The organism is Guptibacillus hwajinpoensis (genome assembly GCF_020524165.1).
Taxonomy (GTDB): domain Bacteria; phylum Bacillota; class Bacilli; order Bacillales; family Guptibacillaceae; genus Guptibacillus; species Guptibacillus hwajinpoensis_D.
On record NZ_JAIVKU010000004.1, the window covers coordinates 358157 to 376165 of the forward strand.

Below are 18009 nucleotides of genomic sequence, written 5' to 3' on the forward strand. Positions count from 1 at the left end.
ATGATGAAAGAAGCGTTACTAATTATTGATATGAGCAATGATTTTATTCATGATGAGGGTGGACTTACTTCGGGGAAAGTAGGACAGGAGATTGTTCCAAATATTATTACGCTAGCAAATGAATTTCTTGAAGAAGGAAAAGAAGTGATCATATGTATGGACGCCCATGAAGAGAATGATGAGCACTTTGCGATTTGGCCAGTACATAATGTAATCGGAACGTGGGGTCAAGAATTGTACGGAGAATTGAAAACCTGGTTTGAAGAGAATAAAAATCATGCACAAGTAACCTATGTGCCAAAGCCTGAATATGATGCTTTCTACAACACAAACTTAGAAGAGATCTTAACTTCTAAAAATGTAGACACAGTTCATCTTTCGGGGGTATGTACTGATATATGTGATTTTCTAACCGCATATGGCGCCTATGCAAGAGGGTTCCATACCGTTGCTCAAAGTTCTTGTATGGCAACATTTACTGAACATCATGATGTTTTTCTTCAACAAATGAAAAATATTTTTAAAACAGAAATTCGGTAAATGAAAACGCTGCCTTCTACCTGGCAGCGTTTTTGGTTTATTGAATTAATCTAAGGTGAGATTTGGTACGGACTGCAGGTGCGTGAATCCATTCTTCAATCGTTTCATAGTGATTCATATAGTGTCTAATCATTAATTGAATCTGCTTTGGTTTTCCAACCATTGTTACACCATTGGGCTGAATATAAACCTTCATAACCAGAACCTCCTAAATAGTTCGATACTGCCTTTCACTATTATTTGTCTTATGTGATAGACTTTATGTATCGATTCGAATTTTTAGAACCAGGAGATGATGAACGAATGGACCATTTATATGAAAAGACCTTGCACTCAGAAACCATTTATGAAGGTCGAATTATAGACGTAAGAGTAGAGGATGTTCAGTTACCGAATGGAAAACAAAGCAAGCGCGAATTAATTGAACATCCTGGAGCAGTTGCTATTATTGCCCAAACACCTGATGAAAAAATATTAGCTGTTAGGCAATACCGCAAAGCTCTTGGTAAAGCAATAGTAGAAATTCCAGCCGGTAAACTTGAACAGGGTGAAGAGCCTGAAGTAACGGCTGTTCGTGAGTTAGAAGAAGAAACGGGTTATACATGTGAGAAGCTGGAAAAAGTGATCTCATTTTATACGTCCCCGGGATTTGCAAATGAACTTGTTCATTTGTACGTTGCAAAAGGGTTATCGAAAAAGGGAGATCAGTCCGCTGATGAAGATGAGTTTCTTGATTTGCTCCATTTATCACTAGAAGAAATGGAAGAAATGCTAGTCACCCAGGAAATCCATGATGCAAAAACGGCATACGCACTCATGTATTTAAACATGAAGCGATTGAAATGAGTTCATGTTACGCTGACTTCCATATTCATATCGGGAGAACTGCGTCCAATAAATCAGAGAAAATAACAGGGTTTGAGTCTTTAACCCCTTTTTCTAATTTAAAAGAAGTAGGAACAAGAAAAGGTCTGGATATGATTGGCGTGATCGATTGACACGTTCCTGAAGGAATAGCCGAATTAGAAGAGTCCATAGTTAGTGGGTTGGGTTACGAATTGAGAGAGGGTGGAATTCGCTTTAATTCACTTACTCTCATTTTGGGAACCGAAATTGAAATCTATGATGAAAATTGTCATGGTCCTCTTCACGTACTAGTGTATTTGCCGCATTTAGCAAAAATGAAACATTTTTCAGTGTGGCTAAAGCATCGCATGAAAAACGTTACGCTTAGCTCTCAGCGAATTTATGAAAAAGCAGCAGTTATTCAAGAGAAAACAAGAGAACTTGCTTTATACCTGCTCATGTATTTACTCCCTTTAAGAGTATTTATGGTAAGGGGATTCATCGGTCTATAAGCGAAGTGCTTGATCTAAATAAAGTTGACGAGACCGAACTCGGGCTTTCTTCAGACACGAAAATGGCAGACCAAATCCATGAACTTCACCCTTTTCCTATTAACGATATTTGGTACCGAAATGGATATTCTCCATCACGTTTTGGAAAGTGATTTGGCAAAAGTAGTAGGGAAGAAGCTTGCTCAACTCATTGTCCTTTCTAGGAGTGGTGAACTTGAAATAAAGCTAGGCGATGGGGTTCTTACGGAAAGGTGATCTATTAAAAGAGATAATCTATCGATCAGTCATACGCTTCACTCTTATTTCATAGACTTTATCAAAGGTGGTATGAAGGGGGAGACGTATGAATCGGAGTAGACGTTTAAAGCAAATGATATCCGCTCACTTATCAGATCAGTTATCACTCTACACATTTATCGCTGTTTTATTTCTGATGGGAATCGTGTTTGGAGCTGTTATCGTAAATAGTTTAAGCTTTACTCAAAAAGAAGACCTCGCCGTTTATTTAAGTCGATTTTTTGGACAAGTATCCGACGGTCAATTTGCAACATCTTCTGAAATGTTTCAGCAGAGTCTCACTCATTATGCGAAGTATATCGGTTTAATGTGGCTTCTTGGTCTTACCATTATTGGTCTTCCTATTGTACTAGTTATGCTTTTTTTGAAAGGAATCGTGGTGGGATTTACGGTCGGTTTTCTAGTTAACCAAATGAGCTGGAAAGGTTTTTTGTTAGCTTTCGTTTCTGTGTTCCCTCAAAATATCCTAGCAGTGCCGATCATGATTGTTGTAGCGACTGCTTCCTTAACATTCTCACTTAGACTTATGAAGCAATTATTTATGAAAAGACGGGTAGAACCTATTCTTCCTCCATTTATAAGGTTTTCAGGAATTATCCTTTGTGCATTAGGGGTTTTATGTGTAGCCGCCTGGTTTGAAGCTTACCTCTCACCTGGATTAATAAAAGCAGTTGTGGATATGAAATAAAACCAAAATGACTACTATATAATAATAATTCCAATTTCGGGTTGATAATGATTTTAATTTGACACCCTTTTCCCTACTGCTTATAATGAAAATGGCATCGATCGAGGGAGGGAAATGGGACATGGAAAGCAGAATCGATCGAATTAAAAAACATCTTCATTCTCAAAGCTATAAATTAACACCGCAACGGGAAGCAACCGTACGTGTTCTTCTTGAGAACGAAGAAGACCATTTAAGTGCAGAAGATGTGTATTTACTTGTAAAAGAGAAATCTCCTGAAATTGGCTTAGCGACAGTCTATCGGACGCTTGAATTACTAGCTGAATTGAAAATTGTTGATAAAATCAACTTTGGCGATGGTGTGTCAAGGTTTGATCTAAGACAAGAGGGCGCGGCCCATTTTCATCATCACCTTGTTTGCATTGAGTGTGGTGCAGTGGACGAAATTCAGGAAGATTTACTTGGAGATGTAGAAAAAGTAGTTGAAAACGATTGGAACTTTAAGATTAAAGATCATCGACTAACGTTTCATGGAATCTGTTATCGCTGTCAAAAGCAGGAAGATAAAGAGCCTACCGAACAAGCAATAAACCATACTTAATAGTTTTAAACACTTTTATGACCCTATAAATCCTAACGATGTATAAAAATCTCCATCTCTGGCATATCTTTTACTAGAGATGGAGGTGCGTTAGATTGAAACAGGGTCTATTGCTTGTTTTAGATACAATGAAAGTTTTCTTGCTCTTTACTGGATGTACTTTACTATTTTACTTTGGCATTCTCTGGGTAAATCAAGAATACCAGAATTACCATCGATATGATGTGCCACAAGGAAAAGCGGTGAAAGTCGTTCAGATGGAATCGAATACTCAGCACACTTTCCTTGAAAGGCTCAATTTGTTTTACCAGATTGGTGAATAAAGGAGCGTTTGCAATGGAAGATCAGGTAAAGGATTTTTTGCATTATTTAATTGTGGAACGGAGCCTGTCCAAAAATACGCTCGATGCATACAGGCGAGACCTCGCTCAATATTTAAAGCATTTAAAAGAAAATGAGAAGATATCTTCTTTTAATGACGTCAGGCGCATGCATATTGTGAACTATCTTTATGCACTTAGAGATAGTGGGAAAGCATCAACAACAGTTGCTCGAAACATTGCCTCGATACGAGCGTTTCATCAATTTCTACTGAGAGAAAAGGCTGTTGAACAAGATCCTTCTGTACATATAGAAACACCAAAGACAGAGCGGAAATTGCCTAAAATCCTTTCAACTGTAGAAGTAGAACAATTATTGGAGGCGCCAGATTATTCGACCCCATTCGGTAAACGTGATCGTGCCATGCTAGAGGTTTTGTATGCAACTGGTTTACGTGTTAGTGAACTGATTGATCTAAGAATGGAAGATATCCATTTATCAATGGGCTTTATTCGAACGATCGGGAAGGGAAATAAAGAACGAATCGTTCCTTTAGGTAAAATGGCAAGAGATGCACTTACAACATATCTTGAAGAGGGTAGAAGCCAATTAATGAAGAAGAATCGAACAGATATGTTGTTTTTGAATCATCGAGGTGAAAGTTTATCAAGACAAGGTTTCTGGAAAATTCTTAAGAAACTTGCCATAAAAGCAAACATTACAAAGCCTCTTACTCCACATACGTTAAGGCACTCTTTTGCTACTCATTTATTAGAAAATGGTGCTGATTTGAGAGCGGTCCAAGAACTTCTTGGACATGCAGATATTTCTACAACACAGATCTATACACATGTTACAAAAGCAAGGCTGAAGGATATCTATTCCACCTATCATCCTCGCGCTTAATAACGGCACTCCCCAGAAAAAGTCTGGTCTCTGGCCAGGTTTTTCTTTTTTCTGCTTTCGTAAACGCATTCACATATGTGTTTTTTGTTTTTTCGAGGGAATAATAAACTTGAATGGATCATGAACGAGGAGGATAAATATGACAAAACGTTTTAAAAGAGTGTTTTTAGTAGTAATGGATTCAGTGGGAATCGGTGAAGCTCCGGATGCTGATCAATTTGATGATGTAGGAGCAGACACTTTAGGTCATATTGCTGACCATATGAATGGACTAAAAATGCCGAATATGGAAAAGTTAGGCCTTGGTAATATCCGTGAACTTAATGGCATCTCGAAAGCTAATCAGCCTATGGCACACTATACGAAAATGATGGAAGCTTCTAACGGAAAAGATACGATGACTGGTCATTGGGAAATTATGGGGCTCCATATTGAGCAACCGTTTCGAACGTTCCCGGAAGGTTTTCCTGATAAGCTCATTTCCGAACTTGAAAATAGAACTGGAAGAAAGATTATTGGAAATAAACCTGCTTCCGGTACTGAAATTCTAGTCGAGCTTGGTGAAGAACACGTTAAAACAGGCGCACTTATTGTATATACTTCAGCAGATTCTGTTTTGCAAATTGCTGCACACGAAGATGTCGTACCACTTGATGAACTGTATCACATTTGTGAGATTGCAAGAGAAATGACGAAAGCGGAAGAATATATGGTAGGGAGAGTCATTGCAAGGCCGTTCATCGGTGAAGCGGGCAATTTTAAACGAACATCCAATCGTCACGACTATGCACTAAAACCTTTTGGGCATACAGTAATGAATGAACTAAAGGATAATGGGAAAGATGTCATTGCGATTGGGAAAATTTCTGATATTTATGATGAAGAAGGTGTTACGAAGTCGCTTCGTACAAAGTCTAATATGGACGGTATGGATAAGCTTATTGAAACACAACAAATGCAATTTGAAGGAATCAGTTTCCTTAACCTTGTTGACTTTGATGCACTATTTGGCCACAGAAGAGATCCGCAGGGTTATGGCGAAGCTTTAGAAGAGTATGATGAGAGACTATCGGAAGTTCTTGAACGGATGGAAGAAGATGATTTGCTTCTGATTACGGCAGATCATGGAAATGACCCTATCCACCATGGAACAGACCATACGCGTGAATATGTCCCGTTACTTGCCTATCATAAAGGGATTAAAGAAGCAGTAGACCTTGGTATCCGTCAAACGTTCGCTGATGTGGGAGCAACTATCGCGGAAAATTTTGAGGTAACGTTACCAGAAAACGGGACTAGCTTTCTTGAGAAGCTTTGAGAATTAAGAGGAGGAACGGAAATGACGATTAAACAAGAAATTCAAGATGCATCATCCTATATACAAGATCAAGTAGGGGAATTTCGTCCAGAAATCGGTCTTATATTAGGCTCTGGATTAGGTGTTCTTGCTGAAGAAATTGAAAATCCTGTACAAATTCCATATAGCGATATTCCGAATTTCCCCGTGTCAACAGTAGAAGGGCATGCTGGACAATTTGTATTTGGAACATTAAATGGTAAAACAGTGGCAGCCATGCAAGGGCGCTTTCATTTCTATGAAGGGTACTCAATGGACAAAGTAACATTCCCAGTTCGTGTGATGAAAGAACTTGGCATTCATAATGTGATTGTAACGAATGCAGCAGGTGGAATAAATGAAGATTTCCAACCTGGTGATCTAATGGTTATTGCTGATCATATTAACAACTTCGGCACAAATCCCTTAATTGGACCGAATAGCAATGAGTTTGGTCCTCGTTTTCCAGATATGTCTACAGCATACTCTCTAGATCTCCAACATTTAGCACAGGATACTGCGAAAGAGCTTGGAATGAAGCTTCAATCTGGCGTTTATGTCGGAAATACCGGACCAACTTATGAGACGCCAGCAGAAGTTCGTATGCTACGCACATTAGGTGGGGATGCAGTGGGAATGTCAACTGTACCAGAAGTGATTATTGCAAGACATGCCGGCATGGATGTACTCGGAATTTCTTGTATTTCAAATATGGCTGCTGGAATCCTCGATCAGCCACTTCACCATGATGAAGTGATTGAAACAACGGAGAAGGTGAAGGCTAACTTCTTGCTTTTAGTGAAAACAATTGTAAGCAAAATGGGTTAAGTTAGAAGGGAGAGCGATTCAATGAGAATGGTAGACGTCATTCAGAAAAAACGAAATGGTAAAGAATTAACGAAAGAAGAAATCAATTTCTTTATTGATGGGTATACAAAAGGCGACATTCCTGATTACCAGGCATCCGCTTTAATGATGGCGATTTATTTCAACGGAATGAAGTCAAATGAAACAGCGATGCTTACTCAAGCTATGGTGGAGTCGGGTGAAACAATTGATTTGTCTGCTATTGAAGGTCATAAAGTGGACAAGCACTCAACAGGCGGCGTAGGTGATAAAACAACGTTTATTGTTGGTCCACTGGTAGCTTCTGTTGGTGTACCGGTAGCTAAAATGTCAGGAAGAGGTTTGGGTCACACGGGCGGCACATTAGACAAACTTGAATCCATTGAAGGCTTCCATATTGAAATGACGAAGGAAGAGTTTGTTAATAACGTGAATACACATAAATTATCTGTAGCAGGACAAACAGGCAACCTGGCTCCTGCAGACAAGAAACTGTATGCCCTCCGCGATGTTACAGCTACTGTTGATTCGATTCCTCTGATTGCAGGATCAATAATGAGTAAAAAACTTGCTTCAGGAGCAGATGGAATCGTTCTAGATGTGAAAACTGGCTCTGGCGCATTTATGAAGAAACTTGAAGATTCAGAAGCACTTGCTAGGGAAATGGTTAACATCGGAAAGAATCTGGGACGAAACACCGTTGCGGTAATTAGTGACATGAGCCAGCCGCTTGGTTTTGAAGTAGGAAATGCGAATGAAGTACGTGAAGCTTGTCAGGTGCTTCAGGGTGAGAATATAGAGGATCTACGTCTTCTATCGCTCGAACTCGCTTCTCATATGACAGTGATTGCTGGTGCATTTGATGATTTTGATACTGCTTATAGAACCCTAGAAGAAAATCTGCAAAATGGAAAAGCATTTGAATCATTTAGAACGCTCGTTCAAGCTCAAGGTGGCGATGTAAGCGTCATTGACGATCTTTCAAAATTACCGAAAGCTAAGCATGAAATCGAAGTAACTGCACAACAAGATGGATACGTAACGGAAATAGACGCTGAGTCCGTTGGCGTCGCGGCTATGTATCTAGGGGCAGGAAGAGCAACTAAGGACGACCTCATTAACCATGGTGTAGGAATTACGCTTAAGAAAAAAGTTGGTGACAAAGTAGAGAAAGGCGAAGCATTAGTTGTTCTTCACAGCGATAAAGAAGATGCCGAAGACTCTATCAATAAAATTAATGAAGCGTACACGCTTTCTAAAGAAGCTACTGAAAAGCCTCAACTCATCTATAAAGTGATTAACTAAGTGATGGAATATGTGAGAAGTCTCTACTAAGAGGCTTCTTTTTTTTCGTCAATTGTACCGGGGGAGGTGTATTTCCAATTGAAGGTTTGAGAATTCGTATATTTTTCCAACATGTTGGAAATCCTTGTAATATTAAGAATGGAGGGATCACCAATGAAAGTTGTTGCAACAGCGCTCGCCTTCTTGCTGGGAGGAACCCTACTTGTTCCTTCTTTTACTCATGCAGAAGAAACGAAATTAAAAATCGCAGAAAATGCTTCTTCAGCTATATTAATTGAGCGTGATACAGGTGAAGTATTGTTTGAAAAAGATAGTGACAAAAAGCTTCCTCCTGCAAGTATGACAAAAATTATGACGATGATCTTAATTATGGAAGCCATTGAAAGTGGAAAAATTAGCCTTGATCAGAAAGTAAGAGCAAGTGAATATGCTGCATCAATGGGTGGTTCTCAGATTTTTCTCGAAGCAGGAGAGGAAATGACAGTGAATGACATGTTAAAAGGCATAGCAATCGCTTCTGGTAATGATGCATCTGTTGCTATGGCCGAAGCTATTGCTGGTTCAGAAGAAGAGTTTGTTCAGTTGATGAATGAAAAAGCAAAATCAATGGGGCTTAAAAACACGCATTTTGTAAATCCTACAGGATTACCAGCTGCCGATCATTATTCTACTGCTAATGATATGGCCCTGATGGCAAAAGAGCTTCTTAAATATGATCTTATAACCAAGTACACAGGCCTATATGAAGATTATTTAAGGCAGGATACAGATAAAAAATTCTGGCTTGTTAACACGAATAAACTTGTTAAATTTTATCCCGGTGTGGATGGTTTGAAGACAGGGTTTACAAGTGAAGCGAAATACTGTCTTACTGCAACCGCCAAACGGGATGACATGCGAGTCGTTGCTGTTGTAATGGGTGCACCTTCTCCAAAAGTACGAAATAGTGAAATTACAAAACTGTTTGATTATGCATTTTCTCAATATAAAACGCAAAAATTATTTGATCGAAACAATGTTGTGAAAGAAGTGAAAGTTAATAAAGGAAATCAGCCTTCCATGTCTGTTGTCACATCTGAGCGCGTGTCTGTACTCTTGAGAAAAGGTCAAGAAAACGGTGATATCACAACCAGTATCAAAATGAAGGAAAATATTGAAACACCCGTAAATAAGGGTGATCAGGTTGGTGAACTTTCCGTGAAAATTGATGGTCGTGTGACAGCAACATCACCTGTTATATCCGCTGAAGATATTAACAAAGCTTCTTGGTGGCAACTAATGAAAAGGACAGCAGCGCAGTTCGCCAAAGCACCTACCGGGAGTGTCAAGTGATCGCCTCTTTCATCGAATCAACACTAGTTTTGTCACGAAGAAGGAATTAACCCTGTAAAGAGAGAAAAAACTCACAAGCAAACATGAGGAGGAATGTTACGTGAGTCTTTCGATCAATCTTGAAGTGAGACATCCCGTTCTTTTGATTCGACTTGATGGAGAGTTGGATCATCATACTTCAGAAGAACTAAGAGACAGGGTAGATACAATCATTGAAGAACGAAAAATTGAGCATATTGTTCTGAGTCTTGAAGGACTATCTTTCATGGATAGTTCAGGTCTTGGTGTCATTCTTGGCCGGTACAATAAGGTGAAAAGCTTTGGTGGAGAAATGGTTGTCTGTTCGATTTCGCCTCCTGTAAAACGTTTGTTTGAAATGTCTGGACTCTTTAAAATCGTGAGGCTAGAGGCTGATGAACAGCATGCCCTCGCAACTTTGGGGGTGGCGTAATGAGAAATCGAATGGAACTAGAATTTTCTGCGCTTAGTCAAAATGAATCTTTTGCACGGGTAACCGTTGCGGCTTTTATTGCTCAGCTTGATCCGACTGTCGATGAATTAACCGAAATTAAAACCGTTGTTTCAGAGGCTGTGACTAATGCGATTATCCATGGGTATGAGCAAAACGGCGAAGAAAAGGTGTATATATCCGTCGAGTTAAATGATGATACAGTAAATCTTACTATTCGTGATAACGGTGTCGGGATTCTTGACCTCGAGGAAGCAAGGCAACCGTTATATACGTCAAAGCCTGAATTGGAACGTTCCGGTATGGGTTTCACGATTATGGAAAATTTCATGGATGAAGTTAAAGTAGAGTCTGCAAGTGGACAGGGGACAACCATTCACTTAATGAAATACCTATCAAAAAATAAAGCGCTATGTAATTAAGGGGACCTGCATATGGACGTGGAGGTTAGAAAAGGGAAACAGTCGCAACTTAAGCCTGATGAAGTAAAGGAATTGATTAAACAAAGCCAGGATGGAGACCAGGAAGCGAGAGACCTGATTGTTCAAAAGAACATGCGTCTTGTCTGGTCAGTTGTGCAACGATTTCTCAATCGAGGGTATGAAGCGGATGATCTCTTTCAGATTGGGTGTATAGGTCTGCTAAAATCCGTTGATAAATTTGATTTAAGTTACGATGTGAAATTCTCCACCTATGCAGTTCCAATGATTATTGGAGAAATCCAGCGTTTTATTCGAGATGACGGGACCGTGAAAGTAAGCCGTTCCCTTAAAGAAACGGGCAACAAAGTAAGAAAGGCAAAGGATGAGTTATCTAAAACGCTTGGAAGAACGCCAACAGTCAATGAAATTGCAGAAAAAATCGAGGTTACACCTGAAGAGGTGGTTCTCGCCCAAGAAGCTGTTCGAGCTCCTTCTTCCATTCATGAAACCGTTTATGAAAACGATGGGGATCCGATTACCCTTTTAGATCAAATTGCAGACAACACGGATAACGCCTGGTTTGATAAATTAGCCCTAAAGGAAGCGCTTCAGTATCTCGATACGAGAGAAAGGTTAATTGTTTATTTAAGGTATTATAAAGATCAAACTCAGTCGGAAGTGGCAGAGCGTCTCGGTATTTCTCAAGTTCAAGTGTCGAGATTAGAAAAGAAGATTCTAAAACAAATAAAAGAACAGATGAGCAAATAGCTCATCTGTTCTTTTATTTTGGTTTCGGGTGAGGCAAAATAATGCTCACCCTTGATTCGGTTTAGGGAATTAATGGTACTTGAGTAGCGTGAGAATGAGAGTGATTTGGTAGAAACATACTATAACCAACATGCCCCTTGCATAAGGAGGTGAAGGATCATGGAAAGTGAGATGATTTATCTTAGACTTAGGCAGAAAAAGAAAGTTCCTCCAAACCAAGAACTTTTAATAAGAGATATCGCACAGTTGATTGGTGAAGATGCCTATTGTGCCAAAGTAGAAGAGATCCCCATTTACCAGGTGACAAAAGAAGATAAAAACTTAGTTGTGATCGATGTGATGAAAGTGATTACAGCAATACACTGTGTCATGACAAACATAGAAGTACAAGTTGTTGGTCCTACACAAACAATTGTAGAAGTTCAATATCCAAAAAAGAAATTGGCACCTGTTTATTTTGTGTTTATTTGGTTTTTATTATTTATTGGCGCTGCTCTTGCCATCATGAATTTCCATGAAGATGTCAGCATGAGAGAAGTTCACCAGCAAATTTATAAAATTGTGACTGGAATCGATAATCCAAAACCATTGCTTTTGCAAGTCCCGTATTCTTTTGGTCTCGGAATCGGTATGGTTCTTTTCTTTAACCACCTTTTTAAGAAGCGATTTAACGAAGAGCCCAGCCCGTTAGAAGTAGAAATGTTCAATTACCAACAGGATCTCGATCAATATGTCATTGTGCATGAAAATGATGAGAATGGTCATAAAAAACCATGAATGCCCAGTTTTTACTCGTAATGCTCATAGGCTTCGCCGAAGGGATTGCGGTTGGAGCAGGTTTTGTTGCTTTTCTTTCGGTACTTGGTATTATTCCACGCCTAACACAGTTATCAAAAACGTGGCATCTTATTCGTTTTTATGAATGGGGCATTATTATAGGAGCTGTTGTCGCAAGCTGGCTATCCTTACGAAATCCAACTTTAAACCTTCCTAAGTTTGTTGTAGTACCGATTGGTCTAGGGGCAGGAGTTTTTATAGGTATGTTGGCAGCTGCTTTAACGGAAGTGTTAAATGTACTCCCTATATTAACGAAACGAATTGGATTTATCGATAAAATTCTGTTTCTACTAATGGCTATTGTTCTAGGGAAAGTTTTTGGCTCGTTGTTTCATTGGACAATTTTTGTGAATGGAGGTGTAAAGTAATGGCGAATTCATTGAATGATCAGAAACAATATACAAAAAATATCAAATCATATCAGCCAAAACCCCCGTATGTATTTAATGCTGTGAAGGCATTTATTGTTGGAGGATTCATTTGTATGTTTGGTCAGGGAGTACAGAATTTCTATATAAACGTCTTTGATTTTTCAAAAGAAAGTGCAGGAAACCCTACGGTTGCTACCCTGATCCTTATCGCTGCTCTTTTAACTGCTTTCGGGTGGTACGACAAAATTGGTCAGTTTTCAGGCGCAGGGTCCGCAGTGCCGGTTACAGGCTTTGCTAATTCAATTACTAGTGCAGCTCTTGAGCATAAAAGCGAGGGTATCGTACTAGGTATTGCAACCAATATGTTTAAACTTGCCGGTTCGGTCATTGTGTTTGGTACTGTAGCTGCATATATCGTGGGCATGGTAAGGATGCTTTTTAAAGCGTTGATATAAGGAGAGGATCATTATGAAGACAGGAAAACAAACATGGGAATTCTCCTCAGTTTTTTTGCAGTCGGTAGGAACGGCGGTTGGTCCTAAAGAAGCGGAGGGCCCGTTTGGTGATTCGTTTGATGTTACCTATAGCAACCTTCATTGTGACCAGGATAATTGGGAACTGGCGGAAAGAAAGCTACTTGAAGATGCGGTTACAAGCTGTTTATCCAAAAAGGAATTAAATCAGGATGATGTTGACGTTTTTGTTGCAGGAGATTTATTAAATCAAATCGTTAGCGCCACTTATACAGCAAGAACGAATCATATTCCTTTCCTTGGGGTTTTTGGAGCTTGTTCCACTTCAATGGAATCTCTAGCGATCGCCTCTTCACTTGTTGAAGGTGGTTTTGCAAAGAAAGCCATTGCGGGGGTGAGTAGTCATAACGCAACAGCTGAAAGACAGTTTCGATATCCTACAGAATACGGTGGTCAAAAGCCAGGAACGGCGACTTCTACAGTAACAGGTGCAGGTGCAGCGTTGATTAGTCAAGATCGATCTGACATTCGAATTTCTGCAGCAACAATTGGTCGAGTGGTCGATTGGGGGATTAAAGATCCATTTGATATGGGAAGTGCGATGGCCCCAGCTGCGGCGGATACGTTAGCGACTCATTTTAAAGATTTGAATATTGAACCCTCAGAGTATGATCTTATCGTAACAGGTGATTTATCAGCTGTAGGAGCACCGATTGTACGAGATTTATTACTTGAGAAAGGGTTAGATATTACGAACAATCATAACGACTGCGGCCTGATGATTTACCGGCCAGATCAAAAAGAAGTATTTGCTGGTGGTAGTGGGTGTGCATGTTCCGCTGTAGTGACTTATGGCCATCTAATTGATCTCTTGAAAAAGGGGAATTACCAAAAAATCCTCGTTACAGCAACAGGATGTTTGCATAGTCCTGTTATGATACAGCAAAAAGAAAGTATGCCTTCTATAGCTCACGCTGTTGTATTTGAGCGAGTTGGAGGTGAAGGATAGTGGAATATTTTATCGCGTTTGCTGTAGGTGGAGGGATCTGTGTTATCGGTCAGTTATTACTTGATATTTTTAAACTAACACCAGCTCATGTGATGTCTTCTTTTGTTGTAACAGGAGCAATTCTCGATGGATTTGGGATTTATGACCGCCTGATTGAATTCGCAGGAGCTGGTGCAACTGTACCGATTACAAGTTTTGGTCACTCATTGCTTCATGGAGCGATGCAGCAGGGGGAAGAACATGGATTTATAGGCATTGCGATGGGGATTTTTCAATTAACATCAGCAGGTATTTCTTCAGCTATCGTTTTCGGATTCATTATAGCCATTTTATTTAAACCAAAGGGGTGAAAATCATGAAAAAGCGGCGGGTTATCTTTGTCACGGATGGAGACCTTTATGCTCAGAAAGCCATTGAGAAAGTAGCGTCAGATATTGGAGGAAGATGCATTAGTCAATCTGCAGGAAACCCTACCCCGCTTGCTGGATATGAAATCATTTCACTTATTAACGAAGCCCCTCATGATCCGGTTTTTGTTATGTTCGATGATAGTGGATTCCCCGGTGAAGGCTATGGAGAACTTGCCATGCAGTCTGTTGCGGAAGACGAGAATATTGAACTACTTGGAGCTATTGCAGTAGCCTCTAGAACTCATTTTTCAGAATGGACAAGAGTAGATGTCTCAATTGATCGTGACGGTGAACTAACACACTATGGAGTGGACAAAAATGGGTTTGCGGATATGGAGCTCGGAAGAATCGATGGTGATACTGTGTCGATATTAGATAAACTAAACCTTCCCATTATTATAGGTGTTGGTGATATAGGTAAAATGTCTGGTCTTGACGATCCGGAAGTTGGTTCACCTATAACATTAAAAGCCGTTCAAATTCTGCTTGAAAGGAGCGGTTTCTATGACCTCTAAAGTCGATAATAAACAAAAAATATTTAAAAAACTGAAAGAAAACGAAGAATTTTTAAAGAAATCAATCGGAATTGGGAAAAGCTTTGACGTTGGCGTGCGTAAACTTAAAATCCTAAACAAAGAAATTCAGTTTTACTATTGTACAGGACTTTGTGATACATCGATTATTGTAGAAATCATGCGAGAGCTGATGGAGATCGACGATCATCATCGCTTAACGGTGAAATTTGAGCAGGTGATACATAATCATTTGCCACATCAGCAGGTTACAGAGGTCGAAACGTTTGATGAAGTTATCGATCAAGTCTTATCAGGATTAATCGCTGTTTTTATGGAAGGCGAAGAGATTGCCTATATCATCGATGTTCGAAAATATCCTGGAAGAACGCCTCAAGAACCTGATACTGAAAAAGTAATCAGAGGCTCTCGTGATGGTTTTACTGAAAATATTATTGAAAATACAGCGTTAACAAGACGTCGTATTCGAGATGGGCGCTTACGGAATGAGATTTTTCAAATAGGCGAACGCTCTAAAACTGACGTGTGTATTACCTATATTCAAGATGTAGCTAACCCTAATTTAGTGGAAATTGTGAAAAAGAAATTAAAAGAAATTAATATAGACGGTATTCCAATGGCTGATAAAACGGTAGAAGAATTTCTTGTCCATCAAGCTGGTAACCCCTTTCCTCTTGTCAGATATACCGAAAGACCAGACGTGGCAGCATCTCATTTGTTAGAAGGCCACGTGTTGATTATCGTTGATACTTCACCAAGCGTAATGATTACGCCAACAACGTTTTTTCATCACGTACAGCATGCAGAAGAATATCGAGAAGCACCACTCCCTGGAGCTTTTTTACGATGGGTTCGATTTGGTGGAATGCTGGCAGCATTGTTGTTATTACCTCTCTGGTTATTAGCGGTATATGAACCGCAGTTACTACCTAAAACAATTGATTTTATTGGACCGAATGATGAAACGAATGTACCTATTTTTGCCCAAATTATGCTTGCTGAAATTGGGATAGAAACGCTGCGAATGGCGGCCATCCATACCCCTACGCCTCTTTCAACTGCAATGGGTTTGATTGCAGCCGTTTTAATCGGGCAAATTGCGATTGATGTAGGGTTGTTCGTACCTGAAGTTATTCTATATGTCTCGATTGCAGCTATAGGTTCGTACGCAACGCCAAGTTATGAATTATCTATTGCAAATAAATTAGTCAGGCTACTCCTTTTAGTTCTTGTCTTTTTCTTTCGAGTACCGGGTTACATGATTGGGATTACGGCGATCATTTTATTCCTTGTCGCGTTAAAACCATTAAATACACCTTATTTGTGGCCCTTTATCCCATTTAACCCAAAAGCCTTTATTCAAGTCTTGATTCGTGTGTCTGTTCCTCTCACGAAACTCCGGCCAAGCATCACAGAACCACAAAACGAAACGAAGCAACCGGACAAACCACTTGCCGAATCTTAAAAAGTATGATAATTTATTTCTTAATTGAATAGACCTCATTGAATGTAATGGGGATAGAGGCGCAAAACGAATGAGTACGGTATCTGAGCATAGAATGGAATGCGAGGACGATATCGGAAAGGTCAATTTGCCGAAGTGGGAAAAGAGCCATTCTTTTCTTGCTGGGCTGCTGCTGAACAAGTTGCAGACTGTCACTGGAAAATGGATTTTTTTCAGTGGTGAGCTAATCCAACTCGTGAGGATACGGAGAAAACAGCCAATGTATCTATAAAGTTGGCTGTTTTCTTGTTTTTTGTGGAGGGTTGCTCGCATTCATATTAGCGAGAGGGGAGAAATGGTCGTGAATTTATATGGAACGTCAGCGATTTCAGAAGAAGGTCATTTATCAGTTGGAGGAATCGATACGGTTCAACTGAGTGAAAAATATGGAACAGCTTTATATGTTTATGACGTAGCAATGATTAGAGAGAAAGCGAGAGCGTTTCGACATGCCTTTGAACAAGAGAAGGTCAATTACCAGGTTGCCTATGCAAGTAAAGCTTTCTCCTGTATAGCCATGATTCAACTTGCTGAAGAAGAGGGGTTAAGTCTTGATGTCGTGTCAGGTGGGGAGTTGTATACAGCTTTAAAGGCTGGATTTCCAGTTGAACGCATTCATTTTCATGGAAATAACAAAAGCGAAGCTGAAATTCAAATGGCGTTGGATGCTGAGATAGGCTGCTTTGTAGTAGATAATTTCTACGAATTATCACTACTTGAACAATTAGCAGAGGAAAAGAATGTAACTGCAAATGTATTGTTACGCATTACGCCTGGAATCGAAGCACACACTCACGACTATATATTAACTGGTCAGGAAGACTCTAAATTTGGTTTTGATTTACAAAGTGGGCAGGTAGAGCAGGCGATTAGAAGAGCAACAGAAATGAAAGCCATTCATCTTCTTGGTCTCCATTGTCATATCGGATCACAAATTTTTGAAACAAATGGCTTTGTTATGGCAATCGAAAAGATCTATCGTTATCTTGCTACATGGCATAAATCCTACGGTTATGAGCCAGAAGTTCTTAATCTTGGTGGAGGATTTGGTATTCGTTATACAGAAGAAGATGAGCCGATCCCAGTTGGGCAATATGTTGAGGCGATGATAAAAACGGTAAAGACTCAAGTAGGAAATGACATGACGATGCCAGAAATATGGATTGAACCCGGACGTTCGCTCGTTGGAGAAGCAGGAATGACTTTATACACAGTTGGTTCTCATAAGAAAGTTCCCGAGCTTCGTCATTACCTTGCAGTTGATGGAGGGATGACGGATAATTTACGACCTGCTCTTTATCAGGCGAAATATGAAGCGACGATTGCAAACCGAATGAACGAACCTAAAGATCACCTATATTCTGTTGCTGGAAAATGTTGTGAGTCTGGTGACATGTTAATTTGGGACTGTACGTTACAGCGAGCCATTGCTGGCGATACGATGGCTGTATTTTCAACAGGAGCTTATGGTTACTCAATGGCAAATAATTACAACAGACTACCGAGACCAGCGGTTGTTTTTGTAGAAAATGGAGAAGCCAATCTGGTGGTGAAAAGAGAATCGTATGATGATTTAATCCGACACGACCTTCCTTTAAAGCATGCGATTATTTCAAAATAATATTGATAAGTAGAAATGATAGGGAACAGCTTAAGTCTGTGCTATAATGAAAGAGCTTTTAA

Annotated in this window: 24 protein-coding genes and 1 riboswitch; of the genes, 23 read left to right on the forward strand and 1 reads right to left on the reverse strand. The window is 39.7% G+C overall.

Features of this window, described 5'->3' with window-relative positions:
• A complete protein-coding gene (locus tag LC090_RS08910; RefSeq protein ID WP_226657270.1) occupies positions 1–540 on the forward strand; it encodes a cysteine hydrolase family protein in 540 nt (179 codons plus the stop codon).
• Between the two features lie 37 nt (positions 541–577).
• Here LC090_RS08910 and mciZ read toward each other — a convergent pair whose 3' ends face one another.
• Positions 578–736: a Z-ring formation inhibitor MciZ gene (gene mciZ, locus LC090_RS08915; RefSeq protein ID WP_226657272.1), complete on the reverse strand. Its 159-nt coding sequence runs from the start codon at positions 734–736 to the stop codon at positions 578–580.
• A 107-nt stretch (positions 737–843) separates the two neighbouring features.
• Between mciZ and LC090_RS08920 the strand changes: the two genes are divergently transcribed.
• From LC090_RS08920 to lysA, 22 genes are all read left to right on the forward strand, one after another.
• Positions 844–1386, forward strand: coding sequence for an NUDIX hydrolase (locus tag LC090_RS08920; protein WP_226657275.1), 543 nt, complete (start codon positions 844–846; stop codon positions 1384–1386).
• Positions 1383–1538: an endonuclease Q family protein gene (locus LC090_RS08925; protein ID WP_226657277.1), complete on the forward strand. Its 156-nt coding sequence runs from the start codon at positions 1383–1385 to the stop codon at positions 1536–1538. Before LC090_RS08920 ends, LC090_RS08925 begins: the two co-directional genes overlap by 4 nt.
• Positions 1539–1976: 438 nt before the next feature.
• Positions 1977–2153, forward strand: a complete 177-nt coding sequence (locus LC090_RS08930) for an endonuclease Q family protein (protein WP_226657279.1) — start codon at positions 1977–1979, stop codon at positions 2151–2153.
• Between the two features lie 88 nt (positions 2154–2241).
• Positions 2242–2883, forward strand: coding sequence for a stage II sporulation protein M (spoIIM, locus tag LC090_RS08935; RefSeq protein ID WP_226657281.1), 642 nt, complete (start codon positions 2242–2244; stop codon positions 2881–2883).
• A 121-nt stretch (positions 2884–3004) separates the two neighbouring features.
• Positions 3005–3484, forward strand: coding sequence for a Fur family transcriptional regulator (locus LC090_RS08940; RefSeq protein ID WP_224591699.1), 480 nt, complete (start codon positions 3005–3007; stop codon positions 3482–3484).
• A 95-nt stretch (positions 3485–3579) separates the two neighbouring features.
• Positions 3580–3807: a YqzK family protein gene (locus tag LC090_RS08945; protein ID WP_224591702.1), complete on the forward strand. Its 228-nt coding sequence runs from the start codon at positions 3580–3582 to the stop codon at positions 3805–3807.
• Positions 3808–3820: 13 nt separating this feature from the next.
• Positions 3821–4711, forward strand: coding sequence for a site-specific tyrosine recombinase XerD (gene xerD, locus LC090_RS08950; RefSeq protein ID WP_226657283.1), 891 nt, complete (start codon positions 3821–3823; stop codon positions 4709–4711).
• Between the two features lie 139 nt (positions 4712–4850).
• The gene (deoB, locus tag LC090_RS08955; protein WP_226657286.1) at positions 4851–6029 is read left to right on the forward strand and encodes a phosphopentomutase; all 1179 of its coding nucleotides are present in this window, start codon (positions 4851–4853) and stop codon (positions 6027–6029) included.
• Between the two features lie 21 nt (positions 6030–6050).
• A complete protein-coding gene (locus LC090_RS08960; protein ID WP_226657288.1) occupies positions 6051–6875 on the forward strand; it encodes a purine-nucleoside phosphorylase in 825 nt (274 codons plus the stop codon).
• Between the two features lie 21 nt (positions 6876–6896).
• Positions 6897–8198, forward strand: coding sequence for a pyrimidine-nucleoside phosphorylase (locus LC090_RS08965; RefSeq protein ID WP_226657290.1), 1302 nt, complete (start codon positions 6897–6899; stop codon positions 8196–8198).
• Between the two features lie 153 nt (positions 8199–8351).
• Positions 8352–9530 carry a D-alanyl-D-alanine carboxypeptidase family protein gene (locus LC090_RS08970; RefSeq protein WP_226657292.1) on the forward strand — a complete coding sequence of 393 codons (1179 nt, stop codon included), beginning with the start codon at positions 8352–8354 and terminating at the stop codon, positions 9528–9530.
• 100 nt (positions 9531–9630) lie between these two features.
• Positions 9631–9981, forward strand: a complete 351-nt coding sequence (gene spoIIAA, locus LC090_RS08975) for an anti-sigma F factor antagonist (protein WP_224591718.1) — start codon at positions 9631–9633, stop codon at positions 9979–9981.
• Complete coding sequence (spoIIAB, locus tag LC090_RS08980; RefSeq protein WP_226657294.1) at positions 9981–10421, forward strand: anti-sigma F factor; 441 nt, start codon at positions 9981–9983, stop codon at positions 10419–10421. The genes spoIIAA and spoIIAB overlap by 1 nt, the downstream gene beginning before the upstream one ends.
• Before the next feature lie 12 nt (positions 10422–10433).
• Positions 10434–11189 carry an RNA polymerase sporulation sigma factor SigF gene (sigF, locus tag LC090_RS08985; RefSeq protein WP_226657296.1) on the forward strand — a complete coding sequence of 252 codons (756 nt, stop codon included), beginning with the start codon at positions 10434–10436 and terminating at the stop codon, positions 11187–11189.
• Between the two features lie 159 nt (positions 11190–11348).
• Complete coding sequence (locus tag LC090_RS08990) at positions 11349–11966, forward strand: stage V sporulation protein AA (RefSeq protein ID WP_226657298.1); 618 nt, start codon at positions 11349–11351, stop codon at positions 11964–11966.
• Positions 11963–12394, forward strand: coding sequence for a stage V sporulation protein AB (locus LC090_RS08995; protein ID WP_226657300.1), 432 nt, complete (start codon positions 11963–11965; stop codon positions 12392–12394). Before LC090_RS08990 ends, LC090_RS08995 begins: the two co-directional genes overlap by 4 nt.
• Positions 12394–12852 (forward strand): stage V sporulation protein AC, encoded by a 459-nt coding sequence (spoVAC, locus tag LC090_RS09000; RefSeq protein WP_226657302.1) that lies wholly within the window; start codon positions 12394–12396, stop codon positions 12850–12852. Before LC090_RS08995 ends, spoVAC begins: the two co-directional genes overlap by 1 nt.
• A 13-nt stretch (positions 12853–12865) precedes the next feature.
• Complete coding sequence (gene spoVAD / locus LC090_RS09005; protein ID WP_226657304.1) at positions 12866–13879, forward strand: stage V sporulation protein AD; 1014 nt, start codon at positions 12866–12868, stop codon at positions 13877–13879.
• Positions 13879–14229, forward strand: coding sequence for a stage V sporulation protein AE (gene spoVAE / locus LC090_RS09010; protein WP_226657306.1), 351 nt, complete (start codon positions 13879–13881; stop codon positions 14227–14229). Before spoVAD ends, spoVAE begins: the two co-directional genes overlap by 1 nt.
• Before the next feature lie 5 nt (positions 14230–14234).
• Positions 14235–14804: a stage V sporulation protein AE gene (locus LC090_RS09015; protein WP_255648071.1), complete on the forward strand. Its 570-nt coding sequence runs from the start codon at positions 14235–14237 to the stop codon at positions 14802–14804.
• The gene (locus LC090_RS09020) at positions 14794–16287 is read left to right on the forward strand and encodes a spore germination protein (RefSeq protein ID WP_226657308.1); all 1494 of its coding nucleotides are present in this window, start codon (positions 14794–14796) and stop codon (positions 16285–16287) included. The genes LC090_RS09015 and LC090_RS09020 overlap by 11 nt, the downstream gene beginning before the upstream one ends.
• A gap of 46 nt (positions 16288–16333) precedes the next feature.
• Positions 16334–16521: riboswitch (Lysine riboswitch) on the forward strand.
• Positions 16522–16627: 106 nt separating this feature from the next.
• Complete coding sequence (lysA, locus tag LC090_RS09025) at positions 16628–17947, forward strand: diaminopimelate decarboxylase (protein ID WP_226657310.1); 1320 nt, start codon at positions 16628–16630, stop codon at positions 17945–17947.
• Positions 17948–18009: the final 62 nt, after the last annotated feature.

Coding starts and splice junctions, on each gene's coding strand:
- LC090_RS08910 (WP_226657270.1), top strand. CDS start 1: ATGATGAAAGAAGCGTTACTAATTATTGATATGAGCAATGATTTTATT.
- mciZ (WP_226657272.1), bottom strand. CDS start 736: ATGAAGGTTTATATTCAGCCCAATGGTGTAACAATGGTTGGAAAACCA.
- LC090_RS08920 (WP_226657275.1), top strand. CDS start 844: ATGGACCATTTATATGAAAAGACCTTGCACTCAGAAACCATTTATGAA.
- LC090_RS08925 (WP_226657277.1), top strand. CDS start 1,383: ATGAGTTCATGTTACGCTGACTTCCATATTCATATCGGGAGAACTGCG.
- LC090_RS08930 (WP_226657279.1), top strand. CDS start 1,977: ATGAACTTCACCCTTTTCCTATTAACGATATTTGGTACCGAAATGGAT.
- spoIIM (WP_226657281.1), top strand. CDS start 2,242: ATGAATCGGAGTAGACGTTTAAAGCAAATGATATCCGCTCACTTATCA.
- LC090_RS08940 (WP_224591699.1), top strand. CDS start 3,005: ATGGAAAGCAGAATCGATCGAATTAAAAAACATCTTCATTCTCAAAGC.
- xerD (WP_226657283.1), top strand. CDS start 3,821: ATGGAAGATCAGGTAAAGGATTTTTTGCATTATTTAATTGTGGAACGG.
- deoB (WP_226657286.1), top strand. CDS start 4,851: ATGACAAAACGTTTTAAAAGAGTGTTTTTAGTAGTAATGGATTCAGTG.
- LC090_RS08960 (WP_226657288.1), top strand. CDS start 6,051: ATGACGATTAAACAAGAAATTCAAGATGCATCATCCTATATACAAGAT.
- LC090_RS08965 (WP_226657290.1), top strand. CDS start 6,897: ATGAGAATGGTAGACGTCATTCAGAAAAAACGAAATGGTAAAGAATTA.
- LC090_RS08970 (WP_226657292.1), top strand. CDS start 8,352: ATGAAAGTTGTTGCAACAGCGCTCGCCTTCTTGCTGGGAGGAACCCTA.
- spoIIAB (WP_226657294.1), top strand. CDS start 9,981: ATGAGAAATCGAATGGAACTAGAATTTTCTGCGCTTAGTCAAAATGAA.
- sigF (WP_226657296.1), top strand. CDS start 10,434: ATGGACGTGGAGGTTAGAAAAGGGAAACAGTCGCAACTTAAGCCTGAT.
- LC090_RS08990 (WP_226657298.1), top strand. CDS start 11,349: ATGGAAAGTGAGATGATTTATCTTAGACTTAGGCAGAAAAAGAAAGTT.
- LC090_RS08995 (WP_226657300.1), top strand. CDS start 11,963: ATGAATGCCCAGTTTTTACTCGTAATGCTCATAGGCTTCGCCGAAGGG.
- spoVAC (WP_226657302.1), top strand. CDS start 12,394: ATGGCGAATTCATTGAATGATCAGAAACAATATACAAAAAATATCAAA.
- spoVAD (WP_226657304.1), top strand. CDS start 12,866: ATGAAGACAGGAAAACAAACATGGGAATTCTCCTCAGTTTTTTTGCAG.
- LC090_RS09015 (WP_255648071.1), top strand. CDS start 14,235: ATGAAAAAGCGGCGGGTTATCTTTGTCACGGATGGAGACCTTTATGCT.
- LC090_RS09020 (WP_226657308.1), top strand. CDS start 14,794: ATGACCTCTAAAGTCGATAATAAACAAAAAATATTTAAAAAACTGAAA.